Here is a 19231-nt window from a genome sequence, read left to right on the forward strand (position 1 = left end):
CCCGTTAGATCGACGTCCGTCCAAACGCCCCCTGCCAGTCCTGCTCAAACTTCACAATCGCCGCATCCACGGCCGGAGAGGTAATAAACTGCTGCGCCACGTCCAGCGGCAGCGTGATGGACTCGCAGCCTGCCAGCAGGCAGTCCAGCGCCTGACGCGGCGTTTTAAAGCTCGCGGCCAGCACCTTTGACTGCGGAGCGTGCAAAGTTAGCAATTGTTGCAGTTCAATCACGGTCTGGATCCCGTCCCCGCCCTGCGCGTCCACGCGGTTAACGTAGGGCGCCACATACTCCGCCCCCGCCAGCGCGGAGAGCATCCCCTGCGCGGCACCGTACACCGCCGTCCCCAGCGTCGGGATGCCTTCGGCTTTCAGCATCTTGATTGCCGCCAGCCCTTCCGCAGTCACCGGCACTTTCACCACCAGGTCGTTGATGATGGCGCGCAGCTTGCGCGCGTCCTCTACCATCCCTTCGGCGGTGGTCGCCATCACCTGGGCGAACAGACGGCCTTTGCCGCCCAGTGCGTCGTGCAGGGCTGGCAGCAGCTCCTCCAGCGGCGTTTTACCTGCCGCCACAATGCTTGGGTTGGTGGTCACGCCCGCCAGCGGGAAGATACGCGCCAGCTTTTTGACTGCCGCAACGTCAGATGTGTCGAGATAAAGTTCCATGATGTCACCCTCAAAATTAGCCTGCATTTACCCTATCACGACAAAACCTGCTCAGTAGTTGACCCGCATCAAGATAACTTTCATTCGAAAGTAATTTAATCTTCATATGCAAGATGAGAGGCGAAATCATGATCTTCAATATTCAGCGTTACTCTACCCACGATGGCCCCGGTATTCGAACCGTGGTGTTTCTGAAAGGCTGCTCGCTGGGCTGTCGCTGGTGTCAGAACCCGGAAAGCCGCTCCCGCAGCCGGGACGTGCTGTTTGATGCACGTCTGTGTCTGGAGGGCTGTGACCTGTGCCAGCAGGCGGCACCGGGCTGTATCGAACGCGCGCTAAACGGGCTGGTTATCCACCGTGAAAAGCTTGATGAAGCCACGCTCAATGCCCTCACCGACTGCTGCCCGACGCAGGCGCTCACCGTCTGCGGCGAAGAAAAGCAGGTGGACGAGATCATGGCCACCGTGCTGCGCGACAAACCCTTTTATGACCGCAGCGGCGGCGGGATCACTCTCTCCGGTGGCGAGCCGTTTATGAACCCTGAGCTGGCGCACGCCCTGTTTAAAGCCAGCCACGAACAGGGGATCCACACCGCCGTGGAAACCTGCCTTCACGTGCCGTGGCATTATATTGAGCCGTCATTACCCTACGTCGATCTGTTCCTCGCCGACCTGAAGCACGTCGACGGAGCGGTGTTCAAACAATGGACCGACGGTTCGGCCAGGCGGATCCTGGACAACCTGAAGCGCCTCGCCGCTGCCGGGAAAAAAATCACCATCCGCGTGCCGCTGATCCAGGGCTTTAACGCGGACGAAGCCTCCATCACCGCCATTACCAGCTTCGCCGCCGACGAACTCGGCGTCGAGGATATTCATTTTCTGCCGTATCACACGCTGGGCATGAACAAATACACCCTGCTCGGCCAACCCTACTCTGCCCCTGACAAACCGCTGGATAACCCTGCCCTGCTGGACTTTGCGCAGCAGTACGCCTGCCAGAAAGGGTTAACCGCGACCTTACGAGGATAAACCTATGACCACCCTGAATCTCAACACTCTCAGCGAACGTATTAAAGCGCATAAAATGGCGCTGGTGCATATCGTCAAGCCGCCGGTCTGTACCGAGCGCGCGCAGCATTACACCGAAATGTATCAGCAGCATATGGACAAGCCGATCCCGGTGCGTCGCGCCCTGGCGCTGGCGCATCACCTGGCTGAACGTACCATCTGGATCAAACACGACGAGCTGATTATCGGTAACCAGGCAAGCGAAGTGCGCGCCGCGCCGATCTTCCCGGAATACACCGTCTCCTGGATTGAGAAAGAGATCGACGATCTGGCGGACCGTCCGGGCGCGGGCTTTGCGGTGAGCGAAGAGAACAAACGCGTTCTGCATGAGATCTGCCCATGGTGGCGCGGCCAGACGGTACAGGACCGCTGCTACGGCATGTTCACCGACGAGCAGAAAAGCCTGCTGGAAACCGGCATTATCAAAGCCGAAGGCAACATGACCTCCGGCGATGCGCACCTGGCGGTGAACTTCCCGCTGGTGCTGGAGAAAGGTCTCGACGGCCTGCGCGCCAAAGTGGCCGAACGCCGCACGCGCATCAACCTGACGGTGCTGGAAGACCTGCACGGCGACCAGTTCCTGAAGGCGATCGATATCGTGCTGGAAGCGGTGAGTCTGCACATCAAACGCTTTGCCGACCTGGCGCGTGAAATGGCGTCTATCGAGACCCGCGAAAGCCGCCGCGACGAGCTGCTGGCGATGGCGGAAAACTGCGATGTCATCGCCCACGAGCCGCCAAAAACCTTCTGGCAGGCGCTGCAGCTGTGCTACTTCATTCAGCTGATCCTGCAGATTGAGTCCAACGGCCACTCCGTCTCCTTCGCGCGCATGGACCAGTATCTTTATCCGTACTACCGCCGCGACGTGGAGCTGAACCAGAGCCTGGATCGCGAACACGCCATCGAGCTGCTGCACAGCTGCTGGCTGAAGCTGCTGGAAGTGAACAAGATCCGCTCCGGCTCGCACTCGAAAGCTTCCGCCGGTAGCCCGCTGTACCAGAATGTCACCATTGGCGGCCAGACGCTGGTCAACGGTGAGCCGATGGACGCGGTGAACCCGCTCTCATACGCGATTCTGGAATCGTGCGGTCGCCTGCGCTCCACCCAGCCGAACCTGAGCGTGCGTTACCACGCGGGGATGAGCAACGACTTCCTCGACGCCTGCGTGCAGGTGATCCGCTGCGGCTTCGGGATGCCGGCGTTCAATAACGATGAAATCGTGATCCCGGAATTCATCAAGCTCGGCGTGGAACGAGACGACGCTTACGACTACGCGGCCATCGGCTGCATCGAAACCGCAGTCGGCGGCAAGTGGGGCTACCGCTGCACCGGCATGAGCTTTATCAACTTTGCCCGCGTGATGCTGGCGGCGCTGGAAGGCGGTCGCGACGCCACCAGCGGCAAGGTTTTCCTGCCGCAGGAGAAAGCGCTCTCCGCCGGTAACTTCAATAACTTTGAGGAGGTGATGGCGGCGTGGGACAGCCAGATCCGCTACTACACCCGCAAATCCATCGAGATCGAGTACGTGGTGGACACCATGCTGGAGGAGAACGTCCACGATATTCTCTGCTCGGCGCTGGTGGACGACTGCATCGAGCGCGCGAAAAGCATCAAGCAGGGCGGCGCGAAGTATGACTGGGTTTCCGGCCTGCAGGTGGGCATCGCCAACCTCGGCAACAGCCTGGCGGCGGTGAAGAAGCTGGTGTTTGACCAGGGCGCTATCGGTCAGCAGCAGCTGGCGGCGGCGCTGGCGGATGACTTCGACGGGCTGACCCACGAGCAGTTGCGCCAGCGCCTGATCAACGGCGCGCCGAAGTACGGCAACGACGACGACAGCGTGGATATGCTGCTGACGCGCGCCTACCAGACCTACATTGAGGAGCTGAAGCAGTACCACAACCCGCGCTATGGTCGCGGCCCGATTGGCGGTAACTACTATGCGGGCACCTCTTCCATTTCCGCGAACGTGCCGTTTGGCGCGGCAACAATGGCAACGCCGGACGGGCGTAAAGCCCACACTCCGCTGGCGGAAGGGGCCAGCCCGGCCTCCGGTACCGACCACCTCGGCCCGACGGCGGTGATTGGCTCGGTAGGCAAACTGCCGACGGAAGCGATTCTCGGCGGCGTGCTGCTGAACCAGAAGCTGAACCCGTCGACGCTGGAAAACGACAGCGATCGCCAGAAGCTGATGGTGCTGCTGCGTACCTTCTTCGAGGTGCATAAGGGCTGGCATATTCAGTACAACATCGTCTCGCGCGATACGCTGCTGGAAGCGAAGAAACATCCTGATCAGTATCGTGACCTGGTGGTGCGCGTCGCGGGTTACTCAGCGTTCTTCACCGCCCTGTCGCCGGATGCGCAGGACGATATTATCGCCCGTACTGAGCATACGCTGTAACGGTTTATCCCCTCTCCCACGGGGAGAGGGTTAGGGTGAGGGGGAAATGCGCACGCTGATGCCCTCACCCCGGCCCTCTCCCACGGGGAGAGGGAGAAAACACTAAAAACGGCAACCCAGGTTGCCGTTTTGCTTTTACTTTCATTCGAAATTAAATTTGTGCTCCCCGTCACCTTGTTATTAGAATGTTTCAAAACGCAGTGACCCAGGAGCACAGTATGACCGTTAAAGTTATCGTCACCGATATGGACGGAACTTTCCTTGATGATGCCAAGCAGTACGATCGTGACCGCTTCCAGGCACAGTTTGAACAGCTTAACGCCCGCGACATTGAATTTGTTGTCGCCAGCGGCAACCAGTATTACCAGCTCATCTCCTTCTTTCCCGAGCTGAAAGACCAGATCTCCTTCGTGGCGGAAAACGGCGCGCTGGTGTTCGACCACGGTGAACAGATTTTCCACGGCGAGCTGACGCGCCATGAGTCGCAGATTGTCATTGGCGAACTCCTGAAGGACAAGGGACTAAACTTTGTGGCCTGCGGGCTGGAGAGCGCGTACGTCAGCGATAAAGCGCCGGACGCCTTCGTGGCACTGATGTCAAAGCACTATCACCGCTTAAAGCGCATCAGCGATTACCGCGAAATTGACGACGTGCTCTTTAAGTTCTCCCTGAACCTGCCGGACAGCGATATCCCTAATCTGGTGGATAAACTGCACGTCTCCCTGGACGGCATCATGAAGCCGGTCACCAGCGGCTTTGGTTTTGTCGATTTGATTATCCCCGGCCTGCACAAGGCCAACGGCATCAGCCGCCTGCTGAAACGCTGGAAAATCTCCCCGCAGGAGTGCGTCGGCATTGGCGACAGCGGCAACGATGCCGAGATGCTGAAGCTGGTGAAATACTCCTTTGCGATGGGTAACGCGGCGCAGAGCATCAAAGAAATCAGCCGCTACAGCACCGATGACAACAACCATCAGGGCGCGCTGAACGTGATTCAGGCCGTGCTCGACGCGCACTCCCCGTTCGACCTCTAACCCCCTTCCCTCGCCGGAGCCCCGCTCCGGCCTCTCACTCTTTTTCCGTCCTGTGGCATGCGTCAAGTTTTTAAACTTGCATTAACTAATTTTTAACTTAAAGTATCACTTGTAGATTCATTTACTTTCGAATGAAAGATGAGAGGCAGTTATGACCTTTACCAGTGAAACGTTGCCAGCGGACCACAAAGCAGCAATTCGTCAGCTAAAGCGCGAATTACGCGCCCAGATCGGCGACGTTCAGGCGGTGTTCGACAGGCTCAGTGATAAAATCGCTACCCGCGTGGCGGAAATTAACGCATTGAAAAACAAAGGCGAATCCGTCTGGCCGGTGATTCCGTTTGCAGATGTGAAAAACGGCACGATTACCGACGCTCAGCGCGAGGCCGTTAAGCGCCGCGGTTGCGCGGTGATCAAAGGTCACTTCCCCCGCGAGCAGGCGCTGGCGTGGGATCAGTCGATGCTCGACTACCTCGATCTGAACAAGTTTGACGAGGTGTACAAAGGGCCGGGCGACAACTTCTTCGGCACCTTAACCGCCTCCCGCCCGGAGATTTACCCGATCTACTGGTCGCAGGCGCAGATGCAGGCGCGCCAGAGTGAAGCGATGGCGCAGGTGCAGTCGTTCCTGAACCGTTTATGGACATTTGAGAGCAACGGCAAGCAGTGGTTCGACCCGGACGTGAGCGTGATTTACCCGGACCGCATCCGCCGCCGCCCGCCGGGAACCACCTCGAAAGGGCTGGGCGCGCACACCGATTCCGGCGCGCTGGAGCGCTGGCTGCTGCCCGCTTATCAGCAGGTCTTTGCCCGCGTGTTTGACGGCAACGTCGAGAAATACGATCCGTGGAACGCCGCACACCGTACCGAAGTGGAAGAGTACACCGTGGATAACACCACCAAGTGCTCGGTGTTCCGCACCTTCCAGGGCTGGACGGCGCTGTCGGATATGATCCCGGGCCAGGGGCTGCTGCATGTGGTGCCGATCCCGGAAGCGATGGCGTACATTCTGCTGCGTCCGCTGCTGGACGACGTGCCGGAAGATGAGCTGTGCGGCGTGGCGCCGGGGCGCGTGCTGCCGGTTTCCGAGAAGTGGCATCCGCTGCTCATCGAAGCGCTGACCAGCATTCCGGCACTCGAAGCGGGCGATTCCGTGTGGTGGCACTGCGACGTGATCCACTCCGTCGCGCCGGTGGAAAATCAGCAGGGCTGGGGCAACGTGATGTACATTCCCGCCGCACCAATGTGCGAGAAAAACCTCGCCTACGCGAAAAAGGTCAAGGAAGCGCTGGAAACCGGCGCGTCGCCGGGCGATTTCCCGCGTGAAGATTATGAAAAAAGCTGGCAGGGCCGCTTTACCGTGAACGATCTCAACATCCACGGCAAGCGCGCGCTGGGCATGGCTTAACTGTCGTACAGCCCTTCCCGCTCCACGGCGGTGCGTCGTTTTCCCTGACGTATTCGCCGTACCGACTCCCGCACGGCCAGCGTGCCGTTTAGCAGCAATGTTCCTACCGGCGCGTCCGGGCGCATCAGCCTCTGCTGAAGCATATGCACCGCTTCCGTTCCCAGCTCATCGCGGGGAACATGCACCGCCGTCAATGGAACATCCTGAATCGCCGCCAGGTTAAAGCCGTCAATGCTCATCACCGAGACGTCCTGCGGCACGCGCAGACCGTGGTTTTGCAGCGCGCTGATGGTGCCCGCCGCCATAAAGTCCCCCCCTACCAGGAACGCCGTCGGCAGGTCTTTTCCCTGCTGTTGGTTAAGCCACTCGCTCACCAGCTGCTCCGTCTCTCTGGCACTGAAGCTCGGCACCACCAGCAGGTCGCGCCTGTCGTTAAACCTGAGGTTATGGGTGTGCCACGCGTCGCGGATCCCCGACAGGCGCAGCTCCATGGTGTAGCGACGCAGGCACAGCACGTTCATCACCTCCCGGTGCCCCATCTCGAAGAGGTACTCTGCCGCCCGCTCGCCGATGGCGCGATGATCCGGCGCGACGGCAGGCAGGCGCATGTGGCGGTCCCGGCAGTTAATCAGCATGCAGGGTTTCCCCACATCTACCGCCAGATCGTGGATATGCGGATCGTCGATACCGAGCAGAATCGCCGCCTGGGTATCCGGCTCGTTCATACGCGCCAGAAACAGCTGGGCATCGCTGTCGTTCTCCTCCAGCGCGCAGTAGCGCAGGCGAACCTCGTGCGAGGCAAGCCCTTTGCTCACGCTCTGGATCACGCGGTAGTAAAAGATGTCGGACCGCTCATCGAATGCACGCTGAGGGGCAAAAACCACCAGACTGTTAAGCAGCAAGCGCCCCGCCGCCATACCGTCTATCACCCCCAGCTCCCGCGCACACGCCAGTACCTTAGCCCGCGCCTTTTCACTGGTATTCGCTTTTCCCGCCAGCACGCGCGAGACGGTGCTGATAGAGAGCTGCGTCCGGGCGGCGATTTCAGTGATTTTTAGCCTTTTGTCCATTTTGTGATCTGGCTCCATTTGCGAAATGAAAAAATTTTCATAGCGTATCTGTCAGGAAATAACTGACGTAAAAGCCATCATGCCAGAGGGTTGAGGTCAGTTATGAGAAATTTTGCACAAAATCCACTATTGCCTGCTCATTTTCTCCCTTAAGGTGAACCTGTCACACAACTTCCATACTAGTTGTATACCAACTTAAGCATTCTAAACGGATAGAAATCAAAGGCATAACAATCTGTGTGACACCTGAACCTCCGTCCCCTTACCGTCCGTCTTGTGGAGAGTAAAATGAGTCAGGGCATCAATAATACCGTTGCGACAAGCAAAACCCGTCGCGTCATCAAGAACCTGCGCTGGTACGTGCTGGTGCTGTTCTTACTTGGCGTCACCGTTAACTACATCACCCGTAACTCGCTCGGGATCCTCGCCCCCGAACTGAAAGAGAGCCTTGGGATCACCACCGAGCAATACTCCTGGATCGTCGGCGCGTTCCAGATCGCCTACACCATTTTCCAGCCCCTGTGCGGCTGGCTGATCGACGTTATCGGCCTGAAGATTGGCTTTATGGTCTGCGCCGGGATCTGGGCGCTAATGTGTATTTTCCACGCGGGCGCCGGAAGCTGGCTGCACCTGGCGATTCTGCGCTTCTTTATGGGCGCCTCAGAGGCCGCCGCCACCCCGGCGAACGCCAAAACTATCGGCGAATGGTTCCCGAAATCGGAGCGTCCCGTTGCCGCTGGCTGGGCAGGCGTGGGCTTCTCCATCGGCGCGATGCTGGCTCCGCCTATCATCTACTTCGCTCACGCCTCGTTCGGCTGGCAGGGTGCGTTTATGTTCACCGGCGTGCTGGCGCTGCTGTGGGTGATCCTCTGGTGGGTGTTCTACCACAACCCGGAACAGCACCCGAACCTGAGCAAGGACGAACTGGCGTTCATCAAGCAGGATAACGAACCCGCACCGGTCAAGCTGCCCTTCCTGACGGCGCTGAAAACCGTATCAAAGAACAAACGTTTTTACGGTATCGCCATCCCGGCCTTTATGGCGGAACCGGCCTGGGCCGTACTGAGCTTCTGGGTGCCGCTGTACCTCGCCAAAGAGCACGGCATGGATCTGAAGCAGATTGCGATGTTTGCCTGGCTACCCTTCCTCGCCGCCGACCTCGGCAGCGTGGCAAGCGGCTACCTGACGCGCCTGTACACCCGCTGGTTCGGCTGCACCCGCGTTAACTCGGTCGTAGCCAGCTCCGTCACCGGCGCGTTCCTGATGATTTCTCTCGCCGTCGTCGCCGTGACCCGCGACCCGTATATCACCATCGTGTTGATCTCCATCGGCGGCTTCGGGCACCAGATTATCTCCTGCATGCTGAGCGCCCTGGTCGTGGAGTCGTTCGACAAAGGCCAGATGGCGACCGTCAACGGCATGCGCGGCTCGGCGGCGTGGATCGCCAGCTTCCTGTTCTCGCTGTTAATCGGTGTGACCGCCGACAAAATCGGCTTTAACCCGCTCTTTATTGCCATGGGCTTCTTTGACCTGATTGGCGCTGTCTTCCTGGTAGCATTTATTGCTGAACGTCGCGCCAAGCGCGCCTGATAGTGGATGTATTGCATATGAAAACCCTGAAAAACTGGACCGTTGATACGCAGTCGGCAAACCATCTGGAACTGCTGGTGGATAACCAGCACCGCCTGTGCCTGTATGTGCTGGAAGAGAACCTGTTCCGCGTGCTGATTAAGCGCAAAGGCGAGCTGGCGCTGGACCGCACCTGGAGCATCGCGCCGGAACAAGACGTGCCGTGGGAAGGCCGCCGCCGTGACGATATCAGCGGCTTCTCCTGCCCGGCCTGGACGCTGACGCAGCAGGACGACACAGTAACCGTAGCAACTGAACAGCTGCGCGTGACCGTCCACCAGCCGCTGTGGCTGGAGTGGCACTTTCGCAATGAGGCAGGCGAGTGGCAGCCGCTGGTCAATGACCGTCCGACCAGCGCCTACCTGCTGAACGCCCACGGCGACGGCGTGGCGCATTATCTCAGCCGTCGTAAGGATGAACGTTTTTACGGTCTGGGTGAGAAAGCGGGTGATTTACAGCGCAACGGCAAACGCTATGAGATGCGCAACCTCGACGCGATGGGGTACAACGCGGCCAGCACAGACCCGCTTTACAAGCATATTCCGTTCACTATCACCCGCCGCGATGACGTGAGCTACGGCCTGTTCTACGACAACCTGAGCAGCTGCTGGCTGGATCTGGGCAACGAGATCGATAACTACCACACCGCCTATCGTCGCTGGCAGGCGGAAGCGGGCGATATCGATTACTACATTTTTACCGGCAAACGCGTACTTGACGTCACCAAAGCCTTCGTGCGCCTGACCGGGAAAACGCTGTTCGGACCGAAGTGGAGCCTGGGCTACAGCGGCTCGACCATGCACTACACCGACGCGCCGGACGCGCAAAACCAGTTGATGAACTTCATCCGCCTGTGCGAAGAGCACGCCATTCCGTGCGACTCGTTCCAGCTCTCCTCCGGCTATACCTCCATCAACAGCAAGCGCTACGTCTTTAACTGGAACTACGACAAGGTGCCGCAGCCGAAGGTGATGAGCCAGGCATTCCATGACGCGGGGCTGAAGCTTGCGGCAAACATCAAGCCGTGCCTGCTGCAGGACCATCCGCGCTATAACGAAGTGGCGGAGCGCGGCCTGTTCATCCGTGATTCAGAAACCGATGCGCCAGAACGTTCCAGCTTCTGGGATGACGAAGGCTCGCACCTCGACTTTACCAACCCGCAGACGGTGCAGTGGTGGCAGAACGGCGTCACCACGCAGCTGCTGGAGATGGGCATCGACTCTACCTGGAACGACAACAACGAATATGAAGTGTGGGACGGGGAAGCGCGCTGCTTTGGCTTCGGCAAGGAGATCGCCATCAAGCACATTCGCCCGGTGATGCCGCTGCTGATGATGCGCGCCTCGCTGGAAGCACAGCAGCGCTTTGCGCCGGAAAAGCGCCCGTATCTCATCTCCCGCTCCGGCTGCGCCGGGATGCAGCGCTACGTCCAGACCTGGAGCGGCGATAACCGCACTAACTGGGACACCCTGCGCTATAACATCCGCATGGGGCTGGGTATGAGCCTGTCCGGATTGTTCAACGTCGGCCATGACGTCGGCGGTTTCTCCGGCGACAAGCCTGACGCCGAGCTGTTCGTGCGCTGGGTGCAGAACGGCGTGATGCACCCGCGCTTTACCATTCACTCGTGGAACGACGACCACACCGTGAACGAGCCGTGGATGTACCCGGGCGTCACGCCCGCTATTCGCGGGGCGATTGAGCTGCGCTACCGCCTGCTGCCGTACCTCTACACCCTGCTCTGGCAGGCACACGCCGACGACGAGCCGATGCTGCGCCCGACCTTCCTCGACCACGAGCACGACGCGCAGACTTTCGAAGAGTGCGATGACTTCCTGCTGGGCCGCGACCTGCTGGTCGCCAGCGTCGTCGAAGCCGGGCAGCGCGAGCGCCGCGTCTGGCTGCCGGATAACGCCACCGGCTGGTACGATTTTTACACCCACGCGTGGTATGCGGGGGCCCAGTCGATCGTCCTCGATGCCCCGCTGGAACAACTCCCGCTGCTGGTGCGCGCCGGTGCCGGTCTGCCGCTCAGCGAGCGTATCCGTCACGTGAGCGCCGATAAAGACGATACCCGTGAGCTGAAACTGTTCCCGGTGAAAGGCGTCGGCACCACCGCCGGACTGCTGTTTGAAGATGACGGCGAAAGCTGGGGCTACCAGAACGGCAATGCGCTGTGGGTGGAATGGGAAATGATGTGCGACGGCGCAACCATTAACCTGAAGGTCAACGCGCGCGGGGACTATCGTCCGGCGTGGAAAGCGCTGAAGGTGTCGTTACCGGCGGGGGAAAAACGCAAGCTGCTGGTTAATGGGGTTGAAGGGGGCGAGTGGGTGGTGTAGCCCTCACCCTAACCCTCTCCCACGGGGAGAGGGAACAGAACATAGGCCGGGTAAGGCGAAGCCGCCACCCGGCTTTTTTTAGTTTTCGATACCTTTACTGCGCAGATAGTCTTCGTAATTACCGGTGAAGTCCACCACGCGCTCTGGCGTAATTTCGATCACGCGGGTTGCCAGCGAGCTGACAAACTCACGGTCGTGAGAGACGAAGATCAGGGTGCCCTGATACATCTCCAGCGCCATGTTCAGCGACTCAATAGATTCCATATCCAGGTGGTTAGTCGGTTCGTCCATCACCAGGATGTTTGGTTTTTCCATCATCAGCTTGCCGAACAGCATACGGCCCTTCTCACCACCGGAGAGCACTTTGGCGGGCTTTTTGATGTCGTCCTGACTGAACAGCAGACGTCCCAGGATACTGCGCACCGCCTGCTCGTCGTCACCTTCCTGCTTCCACTGGCTCATCCAGTCGAAGACGGTGAGGTCGTTTTCGAACTCGTACTCATGGTCCTGCGCGTAGTAACCAATCTGCGCATTTTCAGACCACTTCACGGTGCCGTTGTCCGGCTGCAGTTCACCCACCAGGGTTTTCAGCATTGTGGATTTACCCACGCCGTTAGCACCGAGGATGGCAATCTTCTCGCCCACTTCCAGCAGCAGGTTGAAGTTTTTGAACAGCGGGCCTTCATCGAAGCCTTTAGTAAGCGCTTCCACTTCCAGCGCGTTACGGAACAGCTTCTTGTCCTGCTCGAAGCGGATGAACGGGTTCTGACGGCTGGAGGCTTTAACCTCTTCCAGCTTGATTTTGTCGATCTGACGGGCACGCGACGTTGCCTGGCGCGATTTAGAGGCGTTAGCGCTGAAGCGGCTGACGAAGGATTGCAGGTCCGCAATCTGCGCTTTCTTCTTGGCGTTGTCCGCCAGCAGACGTTCACGCGCCTGGGTTGCCGCCGTCATGTACTCGTCGTAGTTGCCCGGGTACACACGCAGCTCGCCGTAGTCCAGATCCGCCATGTGCGTACAGACCATGTTCAGGAAGTGACGGTCGTGCGAGATGATGATCATGGTGCTGTCGCGGTCGTTCAGCGTCTGCTCCAGCCAGCGGATGGTATCGATGTCCAGGTTGTTCGTTGGTTCGTCGAGCAGCAGGATATCCGGGTTTGAGAACAGCGCCTGTGCCAGCAGGACACGCAGCTTCCAGCCTGGCGCGACTTCACTCATCGGGCCGTAATGTTGTTCAACCGGAATGCCCACGCCCAGCAGCAGCTCGCCCGCACGCGCTTCCGCAGAGTAGCCGTCCATTTCGCCGTACTGCGTTTCCAGATCGGCCACTTTGTAACCGTCTTCTTCGCTCATCTCAGCGAGACCGTAGATACGATCGCGCTCCTGCTTCACTTCCCACAGCTCCGCGTGCCCCATGATCACGGTGTCGAGCACGGTGAACTCTTCAAAGGCGAACTGATCCTGACGCAGCTTACCGATGCGCTCGTTAGGGTCGAGCGACACGTTGCCGAGCGTCGGCTCCAGGTCACCGCCGAGGATCTTCATGAAGGTGGATTTTCCGCTACCGTTGGCACCAATCAGGCCGTAACGGTTGCCGCCGCCAAATTTGACGGAAATGTTTTCGAACAGCGGCTTACTGCCAAACTGCATAGTGACGTTGCTGGTAACTAACACGGGGAGATTCCTGCGAAAAGTGTGATAAACACGGCATTATGCCACAATTCCGAATTGAGATCCCGTGTTGCGGCAATCCACTAAACTTTAACAAAATCGAAAAAAATGTGATTTCGTACACATCTGAATTCCCTGTTAGCGGGAATGCACATATAATGCGCTCCCATCACAGATTCAGACTTATCAACTCATCGCCAGAATGGCTTAGATACCTCGCACAACATGAACATGAAATTAACAACGCTTTTTGCGGCGGCGTTAGCCGTAGTAGGTTTTTGTAAGACCGCTTCTGCGGTGACGTATCCCCTGCCGACAGACGGAAGCCGTCTGGTGGGTCAAAACCAGGTGGTGACGGTGCCTGAGGGTAACACGCAGCCGCTGGAGTACTACGCTGCGCAGTATCAGCTGGGCCTGTCCAACATGCTGGAAGCCAACCCGGGCGTTGACCCGTATCTGCCGAAAGCGGGTACCGTGCTGAACATCCCTCAGCAGCTGATCCTGCCGGATACCGTTCATGAAGGTATCGTGATTAACAGCGCCGAAATGCGTCTGTACTACTACCCGAAAGGCACCAACACCGTTATCGTGCTGCCAATCGGTATCGGTCAGTTGGGCAAAGATACCCCGCTGAACTGGACCACCAAAGTTGAGCGTAAGAAAGCGGGCCCAACCTGGACCCCTACCGCCAAAATGCACGCGGAATACATCGCCGCGGGCGAACCGCTGCCCGCCGTTGTGCCAGCCGGCCCGGATAACCCGATGGGCCTGTACGCACTGTACATTGGCCGTCTGTACGCGATCCACGGGACCAACGCCAACTTCGGTATCGGCCTGCGCGTAAGCCACGGCTGCGTACGTCTGCGTAACGACGACATTAAGTTCCTGTTCGAAAACGTGCCGGTCGGTACGCGCGTGCAGTTCATCAACGAACCCGTGAAAGCGACGTCTGAGCCAGACGGCAGCCGTTATATTGAAGTGCACAACCCGCTGTCCACCAGCGAAGACCAGATCAACAACAACGAGATCGTGCCGATTAAACTGAACAGCGCGGTACAGGCCGTGACGTCTCAGGCGGATGTTGAAACGACCATCGTTGACCAGGCGATTCAGAACCGTTCCGGTATGCCGGTTCGTTTGAACTGATAGAGCAACATTAAAAAAGCGGGCTTCGATGCCCGCTTTTTTTTACCCGTTATTCACGATCACAATCCCGCCGTGGTCGTAGCGATAGTGGCAGTGGGCATACTCCAGCGCTGTGCCGTCCTCCAGATAAATCACCTGCTCTACCTCCAGCACCGGATCGGTCTGCTCACAGATTAAGTGCTGCATATCCAGCGCATTTGGCTTCAGCGCGCGCACGACGCGATACGATCCCATAATTTTCAGCCCCAGCGTCTCCTGAACATACTGGAACACCGAACCTTCAAGATGGCTTTTCGTCAGGCCGGGCACCAGATTCATCGGCATTATCGTTGAATCCAGCGACATGGGTTCACCGTTTAATAAGCGCAGGCGAATAAAGTCATAAACAGGCGCATCGGCGTTAATCATCAGCGACGCCTGCTCTTTTTCGTTCGGGAAGCGCAGTTCAAAATGCACCACCTGGCTGGTGACCGTGCCCAGATGTTCCCAGGTTTTCGTGGCGCCGAAGTAGTCACTGCCGGAGAGATCCCACTGGGAAAGCTGAAGGAAATTCTTGCGGATAAACGTTCCCTGCCCCTGACGGGTATAGACCAGCCCTTCGACGATCAGCTGTCGCATGGCCTGCTGAATGGTCATCCGGCTGGTGCTGAACTCCGCCGCCAGCGCAAACTGGTCCGGCAGCGGTTCATTGGCGGCGTACTGCTGGGTGATGATACGTTTCTTAATTTCCCGCGCTATGGTGATGTACTTCGCCGCCATCGTCCTTCCTTACCGTTAGTTTTCTATCCCGCTGTTTTTCAACGCCACTCGCTCGGCAATCTTGAGGAAAGGCAGGTAGAAGAATACACCAAATACGATGATTGCCAACTGCACCACCACCGCCCGCCAGTCCCCCGCCGTCGCCAGCCAGGCGCTGAGGATCGGCGGCGTGGTCCACGGGATCATCACCACGCAGCGCGACATTAACCCCAGCGTGGTGCAGAGCCAGGCGAAGTAAATGCCGATGGCGGGCAGCAGTACAAACGGGATCATCAGCGGCAGGTTAAACACAATTGGCAGGCCGAAAATCACCGGCTCGTTAATGTTAAATAAACCGGGCGCCAGCGACAAACGCGCCACCTGTTTCGCCGATTTTTGTCGGGAGAAGATAAAGATGGCGATCAGCAGCGAGATAGTGCTGCCGGTACCGCCCACCATGCCAAAGGTAGGCACGAAGATGTTGTTGATGATGTGCGGGATGGGCTGACCGTTGGCGAAGGCCAGCATGTTCTCGTTGGTGTTGATCAGCAGGAACGGCTCCAGCACCACGCTGTTGACCACTGACTGATGAATACCCAACGTGAACAGGAAATTACCGAAGCTGTAGATGAAGATCGTCCCCGGCAGGCTGGTGTTGATCAGCCGCAGCGGTTGCTGAATAAAAGTGGTAATGAGATGGATCAGATCCGTATGCAGCACGTTTGCCAGTATGGCCGCCAGCACCGCAAACAGGGAGAGCGTGATAATGGTTGGGATCAGCGCGGTAAAGGATTTGCTTACCGCTGGCGGTACGTTTTCCCCGAGCGAAATATGCAGCGCCTTCAGCCGCGAAAGAGCGATAAACAGCTCCGTTGAGAGTAGCCCGATCAGCACCCCGGCGAAAATGCCGGTTGAGCCGATATTGGCGAACGTCAGCACCTGCGTGACGTTCACCGCGGCCTCGCTGCCGACGGGCGTAATCTGTAAGCGCATCGGCATCATGATGATAAAACTGCTGACGGCAATAACCACTGCCGAGACCGGATTGTCGAAATCTTTGTTGCGCGCCAGCGACCAGGCGATCATCGGCGCCAGCAGCAGCGCGGCGATGTTCAGCGTGCCGTTGATGATCGCCTCGCCCCACACCTTAAACTGCGCGAGCGTATCGCCCTCAAAAATCCACGGGAACACCACGTTGTTCACCAGCACCGCCAGACCGGCGAGGATGAAAATCGGCATCACCGTGGCGAAGGCGTCGCGCAGGGATCGCAGGTGCACCTGGTTTGCCAGGCGCGCCGAGAACTCAACAAATTTATCGACAAAAGACTGCATGTGCGGTGTTATTTTTGCTTCAGACATAGCGGATAGTTCCCATCAATCAGTCACAAAAACGGCCCGGCAGCGTACGGCTTACATCTCGCGTCCGTTGGTATGGATAACCTGTTTTAACCACGCGTAGCTCCTCTTCGGCACGCGCTTCAGGTCTTTCAGGTCATGGTTTTCACGGTTGACATAGACCACGCCGTAGCGCTTACGCATGTCGCCCTGGGAGCTGAGAATGTCGATTAACCCCCAGCCGAGGTAGCCGATTACCTCTGCCCCGTCCTCGAACATCGCCGCTTTCATCGCCTCAATGTGCGCCCGGTGGTAGTCGATGCGGTAGGTGTCGTCGATCGGATTTACGCCGTCCCAGGACTCAATCACGCCAATGCCGTTTTCGATCGGGAAGACCGGCATCCGCCAGTCGTTGGCGTAGCGGGTGATAATGGTGCGAAAACCGAGCGGATCGATCTGCCAGTTCCACTCGGTTGCCTTCAGGTACGGGTTGTTTTTCTCGCCGTGCAGCAGGTAATAGTTCACCGGCGTGCCTTCAGGGATCGCATCGCTGTCCAGCGTTTTGCTGGCGTAGTAGCTGAAGGCCATAAAGTCGTTTTTAGTGCGCGCCAGCAGCGCTAAATCCCCGGCGCGGTAGATATCACCAAAGCCCTCCTGCTCCACCACCGCCATCACCGCCGGGCTGTAGCCCTGCCCGGCAAAGACGCGCAGCAGGTTCTGGTTGAGGAACTCGTCGTACTGCTGGGCGCAGAAGATATCGCGCGGTTTGCAGGTGGCCGGGTAAATCAGCTGGTGCGCCAGCATGCCGCCCATCATCTGTCCCGGTTTAGTCTGGTGCAGGTACTCGGTCAGCGACATGTGCGCCACCATCGCATGGTGCTGCAGCTCATACAGCTCGCGCAGGGTTTGCTCCCCTTTCATGTAGCCGGAAATGCGGAACGCTTCCGGCATATGGAAGATGTTCTGCTCGTTGAAGGTTAGCCAGTACTTCACGCGGTCGCCGAAGCAGTCGATCATCTTTTTGCCGTAGCGGATAAAGGCCTCCATCACGCGGCGGTCGTTAAAGCCGTTGTACTCCTGCGCCAGCGCCAGCGGCATATCGAAGTGGTAGAGGCAGACCATCGGCTCAATGCCGCGGGCGATCAGATCGTCAATAAAGCGGTCGTAAAACGCGATACCTTCGTCGTTGAACGCGCCGTCGCCCTGCGGGCAGACACGGCTCCAGGAGATCTGGAAGCGGTAGCAGTTCATGCCCAGATCCTGCATCAGGTCGAAATCTTCCCGGTAGCGGTGGTAGGAGTCGGTTGCCACTTTCCAGTCGGAGATGTTTTCTCCGGCTTCGCGAATGTCGTAGACCGACATCCCCTTCCCACCCTCGTTCCATGCGCCTTCCGTCTGCATGCTGGACACCGAGTTGCCCCATAAAAAGTTGGCCGGCAGCGAATTATTCATGCTCTCTCCCTATATGACTAGTCATTTAATTTTTCATGACTAGTCATATAGGCGAAGATGAAATGGGGATCAAAGAGGAGGATCGTTTTTTGTGAGCAGTGCGGGAAAAAAAGCCCCGGTGAGCGAAGCGCTACCAGGGCGAGGAAGGTTATTGTTGCGCAAGCTGACTGCGGCGATACTCGCCCTGCCGCTCCAGCATCCAGCCCGGATATTCGCGTGGAAGCGCGCTGACGGCATCCAGCTGCTTAAGCTCGTCTTCGCTGAGGCGGATCCCGGTCGCGGCAATGTTATCGTCCAGCTGATCGACGCGTTTCGCGCCAATAATGACGCTGGTCACCGCTTTCTGGTGCAGCAGCCACGCCAGCGCGATTTGCGCGACGGAGACGCCCTTGCTCCCGGCAATCGTGCGCATCACGTCCACGCAGTCGAAGGCGCGATCTTTATTCACCGGCGGGAAGTCAAATTCCAGACGACGGCTACCGGCCTCGCTCGTCCCGTCGCGGCCATATTTTCCGCTCAGCAGGCCGCCCGCCAGCGGGCTCCAGACCATCAACCCGACGCCTTCGCTCTGCATCATCGGTACCAGCTCGCGCTCAAGGTCGCGCCCGGCGATGGTGTAGTAGGCCTGCAGCGATGCGAAGCGCGCCAGTCCAAGACGTTCGGAAATACCGAGCGCTTTGGCAATCTGCCACGCCGCCCAGTTCGAGACGCCGATGTAGCGCACGTGGCCGTGCTGCACCAGGTTATCCAGCGCATAAAGCATCTCTTCAATTGGCGTTGCCGGATCGAAACCGTGCAGCTGATAGAGATCGATATGATCCAGCTGCAGGCGGCGCAGGCTCTCCTTCACGCTGCTGATAATGTGATAGCGCGAGCTGCCGCGCGAGTTCACCCCTGCCGTTCCCGTTTCACCGAACACTTTGGTGGCAACCACCACATTTTCGCGCGGGACGTTGAGGTTTTTCAGCGACTGCCCGAGGATTGCCTCCGAGCGCCCTTCCGAGTAAACGTCGGCGGTGTCGATGAAGTTGATACCCGCATCCAGCGCGCGGCCCACCAGCTGCTCGGCCTCGTTTTGCTGAAGCTGGCCAATCTTGCCCCACATGCCGCCTTCACCGCCGAAGGTCATGGTGCCGAGGCAGAGTTCAGAAACAAACAGTCCGGTATTGCCCAGTTTTTGATAACGCATAACGCTTTCCTCGCATGTCGATTGGGTGTCTGTTAGTTATACCCGCCCCTCAGCCATCGCGAATGTGGCGTTCCTGTCCGTTTCT

At 58.4% G+C, this 19231-nt stretch carries 14 protein-coding genes; 7 read left to right on the plus strand and 7 right to left on the minus strand.

Features of this window, described 5'->3' with window-relative positions; all coding sequences use genetic code 11:
* Positions 1 to 4: 4 nt before the first annotated feature.
* On the minus strand, positions 5 to 667 hold the full coding sequence (gene fsa / locus ACWKXT_RS05530; RefSeq protein ID WP_205921186.1) for a fructose-6-phosphate aldolase: 663 nt from the start codon (positions 665 to 667) through the stop codon (positions 5 to 7).
* A gap of 128 nt (positions 668 to 795) precedes the next feature.
* On the opposite strand from fsa, the gene ACWKXT_RS05535 reads away from it, so the two are divergent.
* From ACWKXT_RS05535 to ACWKXT_RS05550, 4 genes are all read left to right on the plus strand, one after another.
* Positions 796 to 1695: a glycyl-radical enzyme activating protein gene (locus ACWKXT_RS05535; protein ID WP_454531913.1), complete on the plus strand. Its 900-nt coding sequence runs from the start codon at positions 796 to 798 to the stop codon at positions 1693 to 1695.
* A 4-nt stretch (positions 1696 to 1699) separates the two neighbouring features.
* On the plus strand, positions 1700 to 4132 hold the full coding sequence (locus ACWKXT_RS05540) for a formate C-acetyltransferase/glycerol dehydratase family glycyl radical enzyme (RefSeq protein WP_454531914.1): 2433 nt from the start codon (positions 1700 to 1702) through the stop codon (positions 4130 to 4132).
* 218 nt (positions 4133 to 4350) lie between these two features.
* Positions 4351 to 5166 carry a Cof-type HAD-IIB family hydrolase gene (locus tag ACWKXT_RS05545; RefSeq protein WP_454528864.1) on the plus strand — a complete coding sequence of 272 codons (816 nt, stop codon included), beginning with the start codon at positions 4351 to 4353 and terminating at the stop codon, positions 5164 to 5166.
* A 151-nt stretch (positions 5167 to 5317) separates the two neighbouring features.
* On the plus strand, positions 5318 to 6574 hold the full coding sequence (locus ACWKXT_RS05550) for a DUF1479 domain-containing protein (RefSeq protein WP_454531915.1): 1257 nt from the start codon (positions 5318 to 5320) through the stop codon (positions 6572 to 6574).
* Here the strand turns inward: ACWKXT_RS05550 and ACWKXT_RS05555 are convergent.
* Positions 6571 to 7644, minus strand: a complete 1074-nt coding sequence (locus ACWKXT_RS05555; RefSeq protein ID WP_454531916.1) for a LacI family DNA-binding transcriptional regulator — start codon at positions 7642 to 7644, stop codon at positions 6571 to 6573. The two genes, ACWKXT_RS05550 and ACWKXT_RS05555, sit on opposite strands and share 4 nt — an antisense overlap.
* A 288-nt stretch (positions 7645 to 7932) precedes the next feature.
* On the opposite strand from ACWKXT_RS05555, the gene ACWKXT_RS05560 reads away from it, so the two are divergent.
* Positions 7933 to 9234: an MFS transporter gene (locus ACWKXT_RS05560; RefSeq protein ID WP_454528861.1), complete on the plus strand. Its 1302-nt coding sequence runs from the start codon at positions 7933 to 7935 to the stop codon at positions 9232 to 9234.
* A 17-nt stretch (positions 9235 to 9251) separates the two neighbouring features.
* Positions 9252 to 11615, plus strand: coding sequence for a TIM-barrel domain-containing protein (locus ACWKXT_RS05565; protein WP_454531917.1), 2364 nt, complete (start codon positions 9252 to 9254; stop codon positions 11613 to 11615).
* A 78-nt stretch (positions 11616 to 11693) separates the two neighbouring features.
* On the opposite strand, the gene ACWKXT_RS05570 is transcribed toward ACWKXT_RS05565, so the two are convergent.
* Complete coding sequence (locus ACWKXT_RS05570; protein WP_454528859.1) at positions 11694 to 13289, minus strand: ABC-F family ATPase; 1596 nt, start codon at positions 13287 to 13289, stop codon at positions 11694 to 11696.
* Positions 13290 to 13511: 222 nt separating this feature from the next.
* Between ACWKXT_RS05570 and ldtB the strand changes: the two genes are divergently transcribed.
* Complete coding sequence (gene ldtB / locus ACWKXT_RS05575) at positions 13512 to 14432, plus strand: L,D-transpeptidase (protein ID WP_454528858.1); 921 nt, start codon at positions 13512 to 13514, stop codon at positions 14430 to 14432.
* Positions 14433 to 14474: 42 nt separating this feature from the next.
* On the opposite strand, the gene ACWKXT_RS05580 is transcribed toward ldtB, so the two are convergent.
* The 4 genes from ACWKXT_RS05580 to ACWKXT_RS05595 all read right to left on the minus strand — a co-directional run bounded on the left by ACWKXT_RS05580 (position 14475) and on the right by ACWKXT_RS05595 (position 19146).
* A complete protein-coding gene (locus tag ACWKXT_RS05580) occupies positions 14475 to 15191 on the minus strand; it encodes a GntR family transcriptional regulator (RefSeq protein ID WP_252002651.1) in 717 nt (238 codons plus the stop codon).
* A gap of 15 nt (positions 15192 to 15206) precedes the next feature.
* Positions 15207 to 16529 (minus strand): PTS sugar transporter subunit IIC, encoded by a 1323-nt coding sequence (locus ACWKXT_RS05585; protein WP_454528857.1) that lies wholly within the window; start codon positions 16527 to 16529, stop codon positions 15207 to 15209.
* 51 nt (positions 16530 to 16580) lie between these two features.
* Positions 16581 to 17957, minus strand: a complete 1377-nt coding sequence (locus tag ACWKXT_RS05590; RefSeq protein ID WP_454531918.1) for a glycoside hydrolase family 1 protein — start codon at positions 17955 to 17957, stop codon at positions 16581 to 16583.
* 148 nt (positions 17958 to 18105) lie between these two features.
* On the minus strand, positions 18106 to 19146 hold the full coding sequence (locus ACWKXT_RS05595; RefSeq protein WP_454531919.1) for an aldo/keto reductase: 1041 nt from the start codon (positions 19144 to 19146) through the stop codon (positions 18106 to 18108).
* Positions 19147 to 19231: the final 85 nt, after the last annotated feature.

It is taken from the genome of Enterobacter sp. UPMP701 (genome assembly GCF_053709515.1).

What these genes read in the sequence shown, in the direction of transcription:
- fsa (WP_205921186.1), bottom strand. Translation starts at nt 667, where the DNA reads ATGGAACTTTATCTCGACACATCTGACGTTGCGGCAGTCAAAAAGCTG.
- ACWKXT_RS05535 (WP_454531913.1), top strand. Translation starts at nt 796, where the DNA reads ATGATCTTCAATATTCAGCGTTACTCTACCCACGATGGCCCCGGTATT.
- ACWKXT_RS05540 (WP_454531914.1), top strand. Translation starts at nt 1,700, where the DNA reads ATGACCACCCTGAATCTCAACACTCTCAGCGAACGTATTAAAGCGCAT.
- ACWKXT_RS05545 (WP_454528864.1), top strand. Translation starts at nt 4,351, where the DNA reads ATGACCGTTAAAGTTATCGTCACCGATATGGACGGAACTTTCCTTGAT.
- ACWKXT_RS05550 (WP_454531915.1), top strand. Translation starts at nt 5,318, where the DNA reads ATGACCTTTACCAGTGAAACGTTGCCAGCGGACCACAAAGCAGCAATT.
- ACWKXT_RS05555 (WP_454531916.1), bottom strand. Translation starts at nt 7,644, where the DNA reads ATGGACAAAAGGCTAAAAATCACTGAAATCGCCGCCCGGACGCAGCTC.
- ACWKXT_RS05560 (WP_454528861.1), top strand. Translation starts at nt 7,933, where the DNA reads ATGAGTCAGGGCATCAATAATACCGTTGCGACAAGCAAAACCCGTCGC.
- ACWKXT_RS05565 (WP_454531917.1), top strand. Translation starts at nt 9,252, where the DNA reads ATGAAAACCCTGAAAAACTGGACCGTTGATACGCAGTCGGCAAACCAT.
- ldtB (WP_454528858.1), top strand. Translation starts at nt 13,512, where the DNA reads ATGAACATGAAATTAACAACGCTTTTTGCGGCGGCGTTAGCCGTAGTA.
- ACWKXT_RS05580 (WP_252002651.1), bottom strand. Translation starts at nt 15,191, where the DNA reads ATGGCGGCGAAGTACATCACCATAGCGCGGGAAATTAAGAAACGTATC.
- ACWKXT_RS05585 (WP_454528857.1), bottom strand. Translation starts at nt 16,529, where the DNA reads ATGTCTGAAGCAAAAATAACACCGCACATGCAGTCTTTTGTCGATAAA.
- ACWKXT_RS05590 (WP_454531918.1), bottom strand. Translation starts at nt 17,957, where the DNA reads ATGAATAATTCGCTGCCGGCCAACTTTTTATGGGGCAACTCGGTGTCC.
- ACWKXT_RS05595 (WP_454531919.1), bottom strand. Translation starts at nt 19,146, where the DNA reads ATGCGTTATCAAAAACTGGGCAATACCGGACTGTTTGTTTCTGAACTC.